Origin of the sequence: Azospirillum picis, from assembly GCF_017876115.1 — a bacterium.
Classification (GTDB): Bacteria; Pseudomonadota; Alphaproteobacteria; order Azospirillales; family Azospirillaceae; genus Azospirillum; species Azospirillum picis.
Genome location: NZ_JAGINO010000007.1, coordinates 93,353 through 106,578, shown reverse-complemented (window position 1 = coordinate 106,578; position 13,226 = coordinate 93,353). Strand labels below are relative to the sequence as shown.

The following is a 13,226-nucleotide window of genomic DNA, read 5'->3' as shown; positions in this document are numbered from 1 at the left end:
TCCCACATGGCCCCCTGTCCTGACCGGACCTCCCGGCAGGTGTCCTTCCGGGTGGTTATTCCGCCGGCGTCGCGATCATCGGGACCGCGGCCGCACGGGTCTGCAGCAGTTCCTTCCACTTCTTCAGCGCGGCGACCAGGATCACGAAGCCCAGGACCAGCATGATGATCGAGATGCCGGCATTGAAGGGGTTGTAGCCCTTGGCCGCCTTGTTGAGGTAGACGTTGGCGATCATCCAGTAGCCGGCGACGTTCACCGTGACGAACAGGTAGGCCAACGGGATCAGGCAGGTCAGCATGTAGACCCGCTTCTGGGCCAGCCGCAGGATGATGGTGGCGCCGATGATCAGGCCGACCGAGGCCATCAGTTGGTTCGACACGCCGAACAGGGCCCAGACCGAGTTGATGTCGCCCGAGGTCAGCAGGTAGCCCCAGGCCAGGCAGGCAAGCACGCTGGCGACGATCGAACCGGGGACCCAGTCAAGCCGCTTCATCGGGGCATAGATGTCGCCCAGCAGGTCCTGCAGCAGGTAGCGGGCGACGCGGGTGCCGCTGTCGACGGCGGTCAGGATGAACACCGCCTCGAACATCACGACGAACTGGAAGAAGTAGGAGGCGAGGCTGCCGAACCACGGCACGCGGGTGAAGATCTCGGTCATGCCGACCGCGAGCGTCACCGCACCGCCGGTGCGGCCGTAGAGGTCGAGGCCGATTTCCTGGCTCAGGCGCGGCAGGTCGACGACGTTCATGCCCAGGGCCTTGAAGGCGGCCGGCGCGGAGTTGATGGCGAAATAGTCGGCCGGGTGCAGCGAGGTGGCGGCGATCAGCGCCATGACGCCGACCACGCATTCCGCCAGCATGCCGCCGAAGGCCACCGGGCGGATGTCGCTCCACTTGTCGATCAGCTTCGGCGTGGTGCCCGAGCCGATGAAGGCGTGGAAGCCGGAGATGGCGCCGCAGGCGATGGTGATCGAGATGAAGGGCCAGACCGGGCCGTTCAGCACCGGGCCGCCGCCATGGATGAAGTCGGTCAGCGCCGGGAAGCGGATTTCCGGGTTGATGAAGACGACGCCGACGACCAGCGCGCCGAACACGCCGATCTTCATGAAGCTCGACAGGTAGCCGCGCGGGGTCAGCAGCATCCACACCGGCAGGGCGGTGGCGAAGAAGGCGTAGACCGGCAGCGCGATCGCCACGGTCTCGGCATGCAGCGTCAGCCATTCGCCGACCATCGTGCCCTGGATGTAGGGGCCGGCGAAGACCGAGGCGGCGATGGCGGCGATGCCGACCTGGGTGGCGCCCTTGGACGAGCCGGTGACCCGCTCGTAGAGGCCGAGCGCGATGGCGATCGGGATCGTCATGAACACCGCGAAGGTGCCCCAGGCGTTGCGTTCCAGCGCATGGACGACGACCATCGACAGGCCGGCCATGGTGATGGTGATGATGAACAGCATCGCCAGGCCGGTGCACCAGCCGGCCACCGGGCCGAGCTCGGCCTTGGCGACCTCGGACAGCGACTGGCCCTTGTGCTTCATCGAGGCGAACAGCACGACCGTGTCGTGCACCGCACCGCCGACGACGCAGCCGATCAGCAGCCACAGGAAGCTCGGCAGATAGCCGAACTGGGCGGCCAGCACCGGGCCGACCAGTGGGCCGGCCGCAGCGATCGCCGCGAAATGCTGGCCGGCATTCACCCATTTCTTGGTGGGCACATAGTTCTTCCCGTCGGCCAGGATGTGGGACGGGGTGACTTCCGAATCGTCGGCACGGAGAACCTTGCGCACGAAGAACACGCCGTAGAAGCGGTAGCAGAGCGCAAGAATGCAGAGTGTCGCGATCACAAAGGTTAAGGCGTGATCCATGACGGCTCTCCTGAAAAGGACCTGCCGCCGGTTTACGCCGCAACTGCCGGCCGGTGGGGTGGAATGCCGCGAGCGGCGGCCAGGACGTGCCGAGCGGCAGCCGGCAGGGGGCGAGTGGCGCCGGCTCGAATGGCGGCTCGGGCACCAGTTCGGATAGCGGCTCGGGCGCCGCGGGGGCGCCGCGGGGGCGCCGCTGGGCCGCCGCCGGGGACCGCTCGCCCGGCCGGGGCCGCCGCTCGCCGGGAAACCGCCCCTGGCGCGCCACCGGCGCACTAGTGTGGGACATCCCACACCGCCCGCACGCCATGCCGGAGGAAAGCCCATGACCAAATCGCCCGCAAGACCGTCAGCCGGAGCGTCAGCGAAGCCGCCGGTCCCCTGCCCGCGCGGCCGGCTGCGCAAGGCGCTGACCGGCCTGCGCCGATTGTTCAGCGACGATTCCTACGAGCGGTACCGCGAGGCCCAGGCACGGGTCGCCCCGGACGAGCCGCCGCTCGACCGCCGTGCCTTCAAGGCCCGGCAGATCCTGATGACGCTGGGGCGTGGCTGCTGCGGCCGGTAGCCACCCGGTGCGACCGGCTGCCGCTGCGCTCGGAATAGGCGCGCGTCAGCTCCGCGCCGAACAGGAAGATCACCGCCGAATAGTAGACCCACAGCAGGATCAGCACGAACGAGCCCGCCGCGCCGTAGACCGTCACCACGCCGCTGGTGGCGATGTAGAAGCCGATCAGGAACTTCCCCACCGCGAACAGGAAGGCATTGACCGCCGCGCCCAGCCACACGTCGTTCCACCGGATGTAGGCATCGGGCAGGATGCGGTAGATCATCGCGAACAGCACGGTCAGCACCAGCCAGGACGACAGCACGTCGACCAGCCAGAACAGCGACGGCATCGTCGGCAGGTAGCCCCTCGCCCAGGTGCCGACCGCCGCCAGGGCGGCGCTGACCACCAGCGAGACGATCAGCAGGAAGCCGATGGTGCCGATCAGGGCCAGCGCCTTCAGGCGCACCCGTACCAGCCAGGTGATGGTCGATTCCTGCGGCGCATCCACCTTCCAGATGCGGTTGAGGCCGGCCTGGAGCTCGACGAAGACCGTGGTGGCGCCGACGAGGATGGTGCCGATGCCCAGCACGCTCGCCAGGATGCCGGTGTCCCGGGCGCCGGCCCGCGCGATCAGGTCCTGGAGGGTCTGCCCGGCATCCTTGCCGACCAGGGCCGTCAACTGGTCGATCAGCGCGCCGCGCGCCGCCTCGTCGCCGAACACCAGCCCGGCCAGCGCGATCACCAGGATCGCCAGGGGGGCCAGCGAGAAGATGGTGTAGAAGGCGATCGACGCCGCCATGCTCATCGCATCGTCGTTCATCCAGCCATAGGCCGCATCAACGATGATCGCCCACCAGCGCCGCATGCTCTCCATCGCCCCCTCCCATCCTGTTCTTCGACAGGATTAACGTCCACCGCGGGGGTTTGATGCGGCCGGCCGTTCGGGACGGGAAAGCGCGGCTTGGCGGCCTGCCCTTACCGGCGACGGGCATCCGTGCTAAAAGGACGCAGCCGATCCATGATCGCTGCAAGGGTTGGCGGCAGGGTGAACGGTGGAACGCAGCACGGGGGATGTTTCACCCGGTTTCAAATGTTCCATCCGCCCGTCCATCCGCGGCCCTCAGCCCATCCCCAGCCGCTCCTTCAGCGCACCCAGGAAGCGGCGGCTGACCGGCACCGTGTGACCGGCGGTGGTCTGGATTTCCGCCATGCCGCCGTCGACGAAGCGGATTTCGCGGATGCGCTCGGGATTGACCAGATGCTGGCGGTGGCAGCGGAACAGCGGACTTTTTTCCTGAAGTACGTGCAGGGTCAGTTCGGTGAAGCGTTCCTGTCCGTCCTCGCCGACGACATAGACGCCGGCCGGGCGGGAGACGACGTAGTCGACGTCGGCCAGCTTCATCAGGGTGATGCGGTTGACGCCGGTGCAGGGGATGTGGCGCAGCTCCGCCGCGCCCGGCAGCACCGCGACCTCCTGCGGCGCGCGCTCCCGGCGCAGGCGCTGCAGCGTCTTGTCCAGGCGTGCCGGATCGGCCGGCTTCAGCAGGTAGTCGAAGGCATGCTCCTCGAAGGCCTTCACGGCATAGTCGTCGTGGGCGGTCAGGAAGACGATGCGCGGCATCCGCTCGGGGTCGAGCATGCCCAGCATCTCCAGCCCGCTGACCCGCGGCATCTGGATGTCGAGGAAGACCACGTCGGGCGGCTGGCGGTTGATGGCGCCGATCGCCTCGATGGCGTTGGCACATTCGCCGACGACGCGGATGTCGGCGGAGTCCTCCAGCAGCCGGCGCAGTTCCTCGCGGGCCAGCGGTTCGTCGTCGACGATCAGGACGGTCATCATGGGGCACACCATCAGGCGGGAACGGCTTCTTCCAGGGGCAGGCGCAGGGTGACGCGGGTGGAGGCGTCGGGCTCGCAGGCGACCGTGACGCCGTAGGAGTCGCCGTAGCGGTTGCGGACACGGCGATCGACGATGGTCATGCCCAGCCCGTCGCCGCCGGGCTTCGCCTCATAGAGGCCGGCATTGTCCTCCACCGACAGCAGCAGCTCGCCGCCCAGCCGGCGGGCCTCGATGCGGACATGGCCGTCCCCGAGGAGCTGGGCGGTGCCGTGCTTGATCGCGTTCTCCACCAGCGGCTGCAGCGAGAAGGCCGGCAGCCGGGCATGGCGCAGCTCGTCCGGCACGTCGATCGCCACCGACAGGCTGCCGGTGAAGCGCGCCAGCTCGATTTGCAGGTAGGCGCCGACATGCTCCAGCTCGTCGGCCAGGGTCGCCGTCTCGCTCGGCCGCTTCAGGTTCTTGCGGAAGAAGGTCGACAGGTTCTGCACCAGTTGGCGGGCGCGCTCGGGATCGTTGCGGATGACCGCGGAGATGGTGTTCAGGGCGTTGAACAGGAAGTGCGGGTTGACCTGCGCGTGCAGCAGCTTGATCTCCGACTGGGCGAGCAGGACCTTCTGCTGCTCGTAATGCCCGGCCAGGATCTGGTTGGACAGCAGGCGGGCGACGCCCTCGCCCAGCGTGCGGTTGATGGTGGAGAAGATCTTGGTCTTGGGCTCGTACAGCTTGATGGTGCCGATCACAGCACCGTCCTGGCCGACCAGCGGGATGACCAGCGCCGCCCCCAGCCGGCAGTGCGGGCTGATCGAGCAGCGGTAGCCCACCTCGTTGCCGTCGGCGTAGATCACCTGGTTGCCGGCGATCGCCTGGTGGGTCTGCGGCGAGCTGATCGGCGTCCCCGGCCGATGGTGGTCGGCGCCGATGCCGATGAAGGCCAGCAGCTTCTCGCGGTCGGTGATGGCGACGGCGCCGACGCCGGTCTCCTCATAGATGATGCGGGCGACGCGGGTGCTGTTGGCGCTGTTGAAGCCGCCGCGCAGCACGCCGTCGCAGCGGGCGGCGATCTTCAGGGCCTTGGCGGAGAAGGCGCTGGACTGCTTCTCGTCCAGCACGCGCCGCTCCAGCAGGATGCGCATGAACAGCGCCGCCCCCAGCGTGTTGGCGACGATCATCGGGGCGGCCACCACCTCCACCAGATGCATCGCCGCCGCGAAGGGCTTGGCGACGGCCAGGATGATCAGCATCTGGACCAGCTCGGCGAAGAGGGTGACGGCGCCGACGCGCAGCGGATCGAACAGCGCCTCCATGCGGCCATGGCGCACCATGTGGCGATGGACCAGGCCGCCGATCAACCCCTCGGCCATGGTGGAGAGGGCGCAGGCCACCGCCGACATGCCGCCCAGGGAGTAGCGGTGCAGGCCCCCGGTCAGCCCGACCGCCAGCCCGACCGACGGCCCGCCGAAGATGCCGCCCAGCACGGCGCCGATGGCGCGGGTGTTGGCGATGGAATCATCGATGTGCAGGCCGAAATAGGTCCCCATGATGCAGAAGATCGAGAAGATCAGGTAGCAGGCCAGCTTGTGCGGCCAGCGCACCGTCACGTGGGTCAGCGGCAGGAACAGCGGCGTCCGGCTCAGCAGATAGGCGATCACCAGGTAGACGCACATCTGCTGGAGCAGCGAGAGGACCAGGGCGAACGGCTCGACGATCATGGTGGCGGTCATGGTGGCCTTCAGGGCGGACGGCATCCCGGAAACGGATGCCGCATCCTAGCCCCGCGGCCCGCCGCCGCATTGATGTAGCCCCGTATGCGGGCGCGGGCGTCAATACCGCGCTTGGGGATGGGGGCGGGGATGGAGCAAGGCGACGGACGACGGCGCCGAGCGGCGCATCGCCTCTTTCCATTCGCTCATGGTGACGAAGCGGTAGCCGCGCCGCTCGCCCTCTTCCAGGATCGCCGGCAGCGCCGCCAGGCTGGCGGCCTTGGTGCTGTGCATCAGCACGACGGCGCCCGGCGCCAGCCGCTCGCCGACATGGCGGGTGATGGTCTCGGCGTCGACACCTTTCCAGTCCCGGCTGTCGACGGTCCACAGCACCGTCCGCATGCCGTGCGAAAGTGCGCGCGCCGCAAGCACGTCGTCGACGTCGCCGTAGGGCGGGCGGAACCATGTCGCCGCCACCCCGATGCCGGCGAGGGCCGCCTGCGCCTGCGCGAGGTTCCACTCCTGCCGGGCCGGCGGCAGGTCGGTCATCATCGGGTGGCCCTGGGTATGGCTGCCGATCTCGTTGCCGGAGGCGGCGACCAGCCGGGCGAGGTCGCGATGGCCGGCGATCTTGCCGCCGATGAAGAAGAAGGTCGCCTTCTCGTGATGCTGCCGCAGGATCTCAAGGATGGCGGCGTCGTTGGCATCGGGACCGTCATCGATGGTCAGTGCCACCACCTGGGCCGACGGCAGGCTGCGGTCGACGTCGTCGAGGTCGATGTCCGACCCGGGGATCAGGTCGGCGGTGGCGAAGGGGGCGGCGCCATGGGTGGCGGCATAGCTGCGCTGCCGGCCCGCCGCAGCGGCGGGAAGCGCCTGCGTCGACAGCAGCAGGATGGCGAGCAGGGCGGGGGCGGCACGGCGGAGGGAATGCATGATCGGGGCACACGAAGCAGGTCGGGCTCGCCGGCCTCCCCGGAGGGACGCGGCGGCGGGCGCGAGCTTCGCCTTCGGCCGGGTGGCCCGACAAGCGATTTCTTGCGGTCCCCGGATGACTCCGGTCGGAAGAACCCGGTCACGGCTCCGCAGGCGTCGGCGGGGGCAGGGCAGGGAGGTCCGCCTTGGCTTTCGACGGCTTCGGCGGCACCGGCTTCTGCGCCGCCAGTCTCTGCACGGCCGACGAGGCGGCGACGGTACCGGCCGCCGCATAGGCCTCGTGGTTGCGCTCGATGTGGCGCAGGTCGTAGAGGTAGTTGACCATCAGCCCGTGCGCCTGCGCCAGCCCCTTGGGCGAGCGGTCGCCCATCGCGTTGATCCGCTCCAGCCGCGCGCCGTTGCCGAGATGGAAGCGCGCCACGGGATCGACCGGCCGGCCGTTGGCTCCCTGCGCCTTCAGGAAATAGCGGGCGGCGACCGACAGCAGCAATGGCTGCAGCGCCTCCAGCGCCGCCTGGTCGCGGTGCCCGCCCTCCCCATCGAGCGCCTTCAGGCGCTCCTTCTCGTCGTCGGCCATCAGCCCGTCCTCGCGCCGGCGCTCCTTGGCCAGCCAGCCGGCGAAGCCCGGCACCGGCGACAGGGTGACGAAGGTCCTCAGCCCCGGCAGTTCGCGGCTCAGCTCCTGCACCACCTGCTTGATCAGGAAATTGCCGAAGGAGATGCCGCGCAGCCCCTCCTGGCAGTTGGAGATGGAATAGAAGATGGCCGTGGAGGCCTTGTCGGGCGCGATCGGGGTGCGGTCCTCCGACAGCACCTCGGCGATCGAGCCGGCGATGTGGCCGGTCAGGGCGACCTCGACGAAGATCAGCGGCTCGTCGTTCAGGCGGGGATGGAAGAAGGCGAAGCAGCGGCGGTCCGGCGGCTCCAGGCGGCGGCGCAGATCCTCCCAGTCGTGGATGGCGTGCACCGCCTCGTAGCGGATGATCTTCTGCAGGATGTTGGCCGGGGTGGTCCAGTCGATGCGGCGCAGCACCAGGAAGCCGCGGTTGAACCAGGAGGAGAAGAGATGGGCGAAGTCGGCGTCCACCGCATCGAAGCCTGGAATGGACTTGGCGTTGCGCAGCGCCTCCTCGCGCATGGCGACCAGATGCTGGGTGCCGCCGGGCGCCAGGTTCAGGCGGCGGAACAGCTCCTGCCGCCGCGGTTCCGCCGCCTTGTGCAACTCGGTGGCGAGGCGGTCGCCGGGAGCGGCGGTGTAGGAGGATATCGCCCGGCGCAGCCGATCGTGGTCGGGGCCGAAGCGCTCGGCCAGCGTGGTGAAGAAGCGGTTGCGCTCCGCCGGTGCCAGCGCGGCATAGCCGTCCAGGATTTCCTGGGCCAGCGCCACCCCGGACGCCTCGCCGCGCCCGGAGAGCAGCGCCTCGCACAGCCCGATCAGGTCGCCGCCCGCCGGCTCCCCGCGCGGCAGGCCGACCAGCGCCCGGCCGCGGTCGGCGATGGATTGCAGGAGATCACCGAAGAAGGACCCGTCCATGGTTGGCTCCTGTTGCCGTGGCCGCCTGCGACCGCGTTCGCTCCTGCCTCTCCCCCGATCCACCGCCGCCAGCGGCCGGGAGAGCCGGGGAGGGGACCTCACGCCACCTGCTTGTCGAACAGTCCCTTGTGCGCCTCGCGCAGCAGGTTCTTCTGTACCTTGCCCATGGTGTTGCGCGGCAGTTCGTCGGTGAAGACCACGGCTTTCGGCACCTTGAAGTTGGCGAGCTCGGCCTTGCAGGCGCGGATCACCGCCGCCTCGTCCGCCATGCCTGCCTGCGCCCCTTGCGGCCGGCGCAGCACGACCGCGACCACCGCCTCGCCGAAATCGGGATGGGGCACGCCGATCACCGCGGACTCCACCACGCCGTCCATGGCATCGATCACCGTCTCCACCTCCTTGGGGTAGACGTTGAAGCCGCCGGAGATCACCAGATCCTTGGCGCGGCCGATGATATGGACGTAGCCCCGCTCGTCGATCTTGCCGACATCGCCGGTGATGAACCAGCCGCCGGGGCGGAACTCCTGCGCCGTCTTCTCGGGCATTCGCCAGTAGCCGGCGAAGACGTTGGGTCCCTTCACCTCCAGGATGCCGACGGCGCCCGGGGCGACCGGCTCGCCGCTCTTCTCGTCGGCCACCCGCACCGAGATGTCGGGCAGGGGGAAGCCGACGGTGCCGGGAATGCGGTCGCCGTCCAGCGGGTTGGAGGTGATCATGCAGGTCTCGGTCATGCCGTAGCGTTCCAGGATGGCGTGGCCGGTGCGGGCCTGGAACTCCCGGTGGGTGTCGGCCAGCAGCGGCGCCGAACCGGAGACGAACAGCCGCATGTGCGCCGCGGCCTCGCGCGTCAGCCGCTCGTCGGCCAGCATGCGGGTGTAGAAGGTCGGCACCCCCATCATCACCGTCGCCCGCGGCAGCAGGCGGAAGACGGCGTCGGCGTCGAACTTCGGCAGGAACAGCATCGAGCCGCTATTCATCAGCGTGCAGTTGATGGCGACGAACAGTCCGTGGGTGTGGAAGATCGGCAGGGCGTGCAGCAGGACGTCGTCCGGCCGGAATCCCCAGTAGCGGTGCAGGGTGGCGGCGTTGGAGGACAGGTTGCGGTGGGTCAGCATCGCGCCCTTCGACCGTCCGGTGGTGCCGGAGGTGTAGAGGATCGCCGCGAGGTCGTCCGCCCCGCAAGGCACGGTGGCGAAGGCGGGATCGAGCCCGTCGGCACGGTCCGCCAGGCTGCCCTCGCCATGGCTGCCCAGCGTCAGCAGCGTGCCGACCCCGGCCTCCGCCGCAGTGGCGGAGAGCGCCTCGGCACCGCCGGGGCTGCAGACGAAGACCTTCGGCTCGGCATCGCCGAGGAAATAGGCGACCTCGGCCCGGGTGTAGGCGGTGTTCAGCGGCAGGTAGGCGGCGCCGGCGCGCAGGCAGGCGAGGTAGAGGAAGACTGCCTCCGGCGACTTCTCCACCTGTACGGCGACGCGGTCACCCTTGACGACGCCGAGATCGGCGAGCAGGCGGGCATAGCGGCCGCTGATGTCCGCCAAGTCGCGGTAGCTGTAGCGGCGGCCGGACTCCAGCTCGATGAAGGGCGCGTCGGCATCGGCAGGGAAACGGTCGGACAGGATGTCGTAGAAATTCTCGGAGTTGGTCATGTCGGTCGTCCCTACGGATCGGATCAGGCACCATACACCCAGCCGGGCAGGGCGGTGGCGATGCCCGGGAACAGGCAGAGCAGCAGCACGCACAGCATGATCAGCCCGACGAAGGGCATGACTCCCCAGATGACCTCCTTCAGCGGGATGTCGGGGGCGATGTTCTTGATGACGAAGATGTTCAGGCCGACAGGCGGATGGATCAGCCCCATCTCCATGACCACCATCATGACCACGCCGAACCAGATCAGGTCGAAGCCGGCGGCACGCAGCGGCGGCAGGATGATGGGTGCGGTCATCAGGATGATCGACACCGGCGGCAGGAAGAATCCCAGCACCACCACCATCAGCAGGATCGCCGCCAGCAGCACCCAGCGCGACAGGTTCAGCGCGACGATGGCCTCCGCGGCACTCTGGCTGATGTGCAGGTAGCTCATGACGTAGGAATAGAGCAGCGACATGCCGATGATCATCATCAGCATCGTCGATTCCCGCAGCGTCGCCGTCAGCATCGGCCCGAACTGGTCGAGCTTGTAGGCGCCGTAGACGACGGCGACCAGGGCCAGCGCCAGCACGCCGCCCAGCCCGGCCGTCTCCGACGGCGTGGCGAAGCCGCCATAGAGCGCCACCATGACGCCGGTCAGCAGGATGACGAAGGGCAGCACGCGCGGCAGCGAGGACAGCTTTTCCCGCGTGGTGAAGTGCTCCTCCGCCAGCAGGGGCGAGTCGAGGCGGCCATGCTCCAGCGCCAGCCGCTTCTCCTTGCGGAAGCGCAGCACCGCATAGGCGGCGAACAGCACCACCATCAGGATGCCGGGCCCGATGCCGGCGAGGAAGAGCTGGCCCAGCGACTGCTCCGCCGCCACGGCATAGAGGATCATGGTGATCGACGGCGGCAGCAGGATGCCCAGCGTGCCGCCGGCGGCGATGATGCCGGCTGCAAAGCCGCCGGAATAGCCGCGCCGCCGCATTTCCGGGATGCCGGCGCTGCCGATCGCCGAACAGGTGGCCGGGCTCGACCCGGCCATCGCCGCGAACAGGCCGCAGGCGAAGACGTTGGCGACGCCGAGGCCGCCCGGCACCCGATGCAGCCAGGCATGCAGCGCCGAATAGAGGTCGGCGCCCGCCCGCGACTTGCCGATGGCCGCCCCCTTGAGGATGAAGAGCGGGATGGTCAGCAGGGTGATGCTGGCCATCTCCTCGTAGACGTTCTGCGCCACCGTATCGAGGGCCGCCGCCGGCATGAAGACCAGCATGAACAGCGTGGCGACCAAGCCCAATGCGAAGGCGATGGGGATGCCGGCGAACAGCACCCCGAAGGTGGCGGCGCCATACATCAGCCCGAGTTCGAGCGCACCCATCAGGCGGCCTCCCCGTCTAGTAGGAAGTCCAGCATCTGCAGCAGGATCTGCACCGTGAGCAGGCTCATGCCAAGCGCCATGACGCTGTAGGGGATCCACAATGGCGGCGCCCAGGCCGACTGGGTCACCATGCCGTCGACCCAGGCTTCGTGCCACAGCGCCCAGGACTTCCAGGAGAAGAAGGCGCAGAAGCCGAAGGAGGCCAGGTCGGCGACGAAGCGGCGCCAGCGCTCCACCCCCGGCGGCAGCAACTCCGCAACGGCGTCGATGGCGACATGGCCGCGGCGCGCCTGGACCCAGGCCGCCGACATGAAGGTGGCGCCGACCAGCAGGAACACCGCCATCTCGTCCTGCCAGTCGGCTGGATGGTGGAAGGCGTAGCGGACGACCGCCTCGTGCGTCAGCACGACCCCGGCGGCCACCACGGCAACGGCGGCCACCACCACCACCACGCGGTTGACCAGGGCGAAGGCCGTCCCGACCAGACGGAGGGCCGGGGAACGCAATGCCGGCTCTGCGGCATCCCCCAGCACCAGGTCGCGTTCCGCGGCCGACATCAGACCTTCTCCGCCAAGCTCAGCAGGCGTTCGCCGTCCTTCACCCGCTCGGCGAAATCCTTCCAGGCGGTCGTCCGCGCGATCTCGGTCCAGCGCTTCACCGCGTCGGCGCTCATGTCGGCGGTGGCGACGCCGGCCTTGCCGTAGATCGCGGTGATGCGCTCGTCGTCGGCCTGCGCCTCGCGATAGCCGAACTCCTCCATCTCCAGCCCGACCTGCTCCATCACCTTCTGCTGGTCCGGCGTCAGGCTGTCGAAGACGCTCTTCGACATCATCAGCGGCTCCATCATGAACCAGTAGCTGTGCTGGCGCGGAACGGTCAGGTGCTTGGCCAACTCCTCCAGCTTGAAGGAGATCAGGCTGGTGGACGAGGTGATGGCGGCATCCACCGCGCCGGTCTGCATGCCGGCATAGAGCTCGTTGGAGGGGATGGTGCTGACCGCGGCACCGGCGGCCTTCAGCATCATGTCCATCTCGCGGCTGCCGCCGCGGATCTTCATGCCCTTCACGTCGTCCGGGTTCATCACCGCACCGGAACGCGACGCGGTGCCGCCCGCCTGCCAGATCCAGGTCAGCAGCTTGATGCCCTTGGACTCCAGGATGCTCGCCAGTTCGCGCCCGATCTCGGCGTCGCGCCAGCGGCGCCCCTGCTCGTAGCTGGTGACCAGACAGGGCATCAGGCCGAGGTTGGCCTGCGGCACCTCGCCACCGGCGTAGGGCAGGGGGTAGAGGCTGAGGTCGAGCGCCCCCTTCCGCATCGCGCCGAACTGCGCCAGCGTCTTCATCAGCGAGGAGCTGGGATAGATCTCGAACTTCAGCGAGCCGCCGGTGCGCTTCTCCACCTCGGCGGCGAAGCGGCGGGTGATGCGGTCGCGGAAGTCGCCCTCGTCCATCGTTCCGCCAGGGAACTGGTGCGAAATCTTGAGGGTGCGCGCCTCGGCCGCCCAGCCCAGGCGGGAGGCGGCGACGATGGCGGGGGCGGCGAGGGCGGCGCCAACGACGGCGCGACGTGAGAGTATCATGATGGGTGACCCCTTCCGTTGGGCAAGGGCATCCCGGCGCCGCGCGAGGGAAACGCGGTGGAGCGTCGGGAACAGCCCGGTGCGGAACCTTTCTTCAACGGTGCCGCAAGAACGCCTTGCGCTCTTGCGATCAGCTACGGGGGCCGGCTGAAAGCCTCTGAGACATCGTTTCCTCCTGTATGCCGATTTGCGGTCGATGCTTCGGGCAGTCGATGCGGTGGCCGA

Annotated in this window: 11 protein-coding genes; 1 reads left to right on the top strand and 10 read right to left on the bottom strand. The window is 68.8% G+C overall.

From position 1 onward, the window contains the following. Window positions 1–55 precede the first annotated feature (55 nt). Entirely contained in the window at window positions 56–1,861 is a 1,806-nt protein-coding gene (locus J2850_RS12205) for a carbon starvation CstA family protein (protein ID WP_209981955.1), read from the bottom strand. A 322-nt stretch (window positions 1,862–2,183) separates the two neighbouring features. On the opposite strand from J2850_RS12205, the gene J2850_RS12200 reads away from it, so the two are divergent. Beyond that, window positions 2,184–2,423 carry a YbdD/YjiX family protein gene (locus J2850_RS12200; RefSeq protein WP_246513012.1) on the top strand — a complete coding sequence of 80 codons (240 nt, stop codon included), beginning with the start codon at window positions 2,184–2,186 and terminating at the stop codon, window positions 2,421–2,423. On the opposite strand, the gene J2850_RS12195 is transcribed toward J2850_RS12200, so the two are convergent. The 9 genes from J2850_RS12195 to dctP form a co-directional block, all read right to left on the bottom strand. After that, window positions 2,371–3,279, bottom strand: coding sequence for a YihY/virulence factor BrkB family protein (locus J2850_RS12195; protein ID WP_209981952.1), 909 nt, complete (start codon window positions 3,277–3,279; stop codon window positions 2,371–2,373). The two genes, J2850_RS12200 and J2850_RS12195, sit on opposite strands and share 53 nt — an antisense overlap. Before the next feature lie 246 nt (window positions 3,280–3,525). Then, entirely contained in the window at window positions 3,526–4,245 is a 720-nt protein-coding gene (gene btsR, locus J2850_RS12190; protein WP_209981950.1) for a two-component system response regulator BtsR, read from the bottom strand. Window positions 4,246–4,256: 11 nt separating this feature from the next. After that, entirely contained in the window at window positions 4,257–5,954 is a 1,698-nt protein-coding gene (locus J2850_RS12185) for a sensor histidine kinase (protein ID WP_209982170.1), read from the bottom strand. Window positions 5,955–6,065: 111 nt separating this feature from the next. After that, window positions 6,066–6,881: a polysaccharide deacetylase family protein gene (locus J2850_RS12180; RefSeq protein ID WP_209981948.1), complete on the bottom strand. Its 816-nt coding sequence runs from the start codon at window positions 6,879–6,881 to the stop codon at window positions 6,066–6,068. Window positions 6,882–7,020: 139 nt separating this feature from the next. After that, window positions 7,021–8,415: a malonyl-CoA decarboxylase gene (locus tag J2850_RS12175; protein WP_209981947.1), complete on the bottom strand. Its 1,395-nt coding sequence runs from the start codon at window positions 8,413–8,415 to the stop codon at window positions 7,021–7,023. A 98-nt stretch (window positions 8,416–8,513) separates the two neighbouring features. Beyond that, window positions 8,514–10,061: a malonate--CoA ligase gene (locus tag J2850_RS12170; RefSeq protein WP_209981945.1), complete on the bottom strand. Its 1,548-nt coding sequence runs from the start codon at window positions 10,059–10,061 to the stop codon at window positions 8,514–8,516. Between the two features lie 23 nt (window positions 10,062–10,084). Beyond that, window positions 10,085–11,422: a TRAP transporter large permease gene (locus J2850_RS12165; protein WP_209981943.1), complete on the bottom strand. Its 1,338-nt coding sequence runs from the start codon at window positions 11,420–11,422 to the stop codon at window positions 10,085–10,087. After that, window positions 11,422–11,979: a TRAP transporter small permease gene (locus tag J2850_RS12160; RefSeq protein WP_209981941.1), complete on the bottom strand. Its 558-nt coding sequence runs from the start codon at window positions 11,977–11,979 to the stop codon at window positions 11,422–11,424. The genes J2850_RS12165 and J2850_RS12160 overlap by 1 nt, the downstream gene beginning before the upstream one ends. Then, entirely contained in the window at window positions 11,979–13,001 is a 1,023-nt protein-coding gene (dctP, locus tag J2850_RS12155) for a TRAP transporter substrate-binding protein DctP (RefSeq protein ID WP_209981939.1), read from the bottom strand. The genes J2850_RS12160 and dctP overlap by 1 nt, the downstream gene beginning before the upstream one ends. Window positions 13,002–13,226: the final 225 nt, after the last annotated feature.

What these genes read in the sequence shown, in the direction of transcription:
- J2850_RS12205 (WP_209981955.1), bottom strand. Translation starts at nt 1,861, where the DNA reads ATGGATCACGCCTTAACCTTTGTGATCGCGACACTCTGCATTCTTGCG.
- J2850_RS12200 (WP_246513012.1), top strand. Translation starts at nt 2,184, where the DNA reads ATGACCAAATCGCCCGCAAGACCGTCAGCCGGAGCGTCAGCGAAGCCG.
- J2850_RS12195 (WP_209981952.1), bottom strand. Translation starts at nt 3,279, where the DNA reads ATGGAGAGCATGCGGCGCTGGTGGGCGATCATCGTTGATGCGGCCTAT.
- btsR (WP_209981950.1), bottom strand. Translation starts at nt 4,245, where the DNA reads ATGATGACCGTCCTGATCGTCGACGACGAACCGCTGGCCCGCGAGGAA.
- J2850_RS12185 (WP_209982170.1), bottom strand. Translation starts at nt 5,954, where the DNA reads ATGATCGTCGAGCCGTTCGCCCTGGTCCTCTCGCTGCTCCAGCAGATG.
- J2850_RS12180 (WP_209981948.1), bottom strand. Translation starts at nt 6,881, where the DNA reads ATGCATTCCCTCCGCCGTGCCGCCCCCGCCCTGCTCGCCATCCTGCTG.
- J2850_RS12175 (WP_209981947.1), bottom strand. Translation starts at nt 8,415, where the DNA reads ATGGACGGGTCCTTCTTCGGTGATCTCCTGCAATCCATCGCCGACCGC.
- J2850_RS12170 (WP_209981945.1), bottom strand. Translation starts at nt 10,061, where the DNA reads ATGACCAACTCCGAGAATTTCTACGACATCCTGTCCGACCGTTTCCCT.
- J2850_RS12165 (WP_209981943.1), bottom strand. Translation starts at nt 11,422, where the DNA reads ATGGGTGCGCTCGAACTCGGGCTGATGTATGGCGCCGCCACCTTCGGG.
- J2850_RS12160 (WP_209981941.1), bottom strand. Translation starts at nt 11,979, where the DNA reads ATGTCGGCCGCGGAACGCGACCTGGTGCTGGGGGATGCCGCAGAGCCG.
- dctP (WP_209981939.1), bottom strand. Translation starts at nt 13,001, where the DNA reads ATGATACTCTCACGTCGCGCCGTCGTTGGCGCCGCCCTCGCCGCCCCC.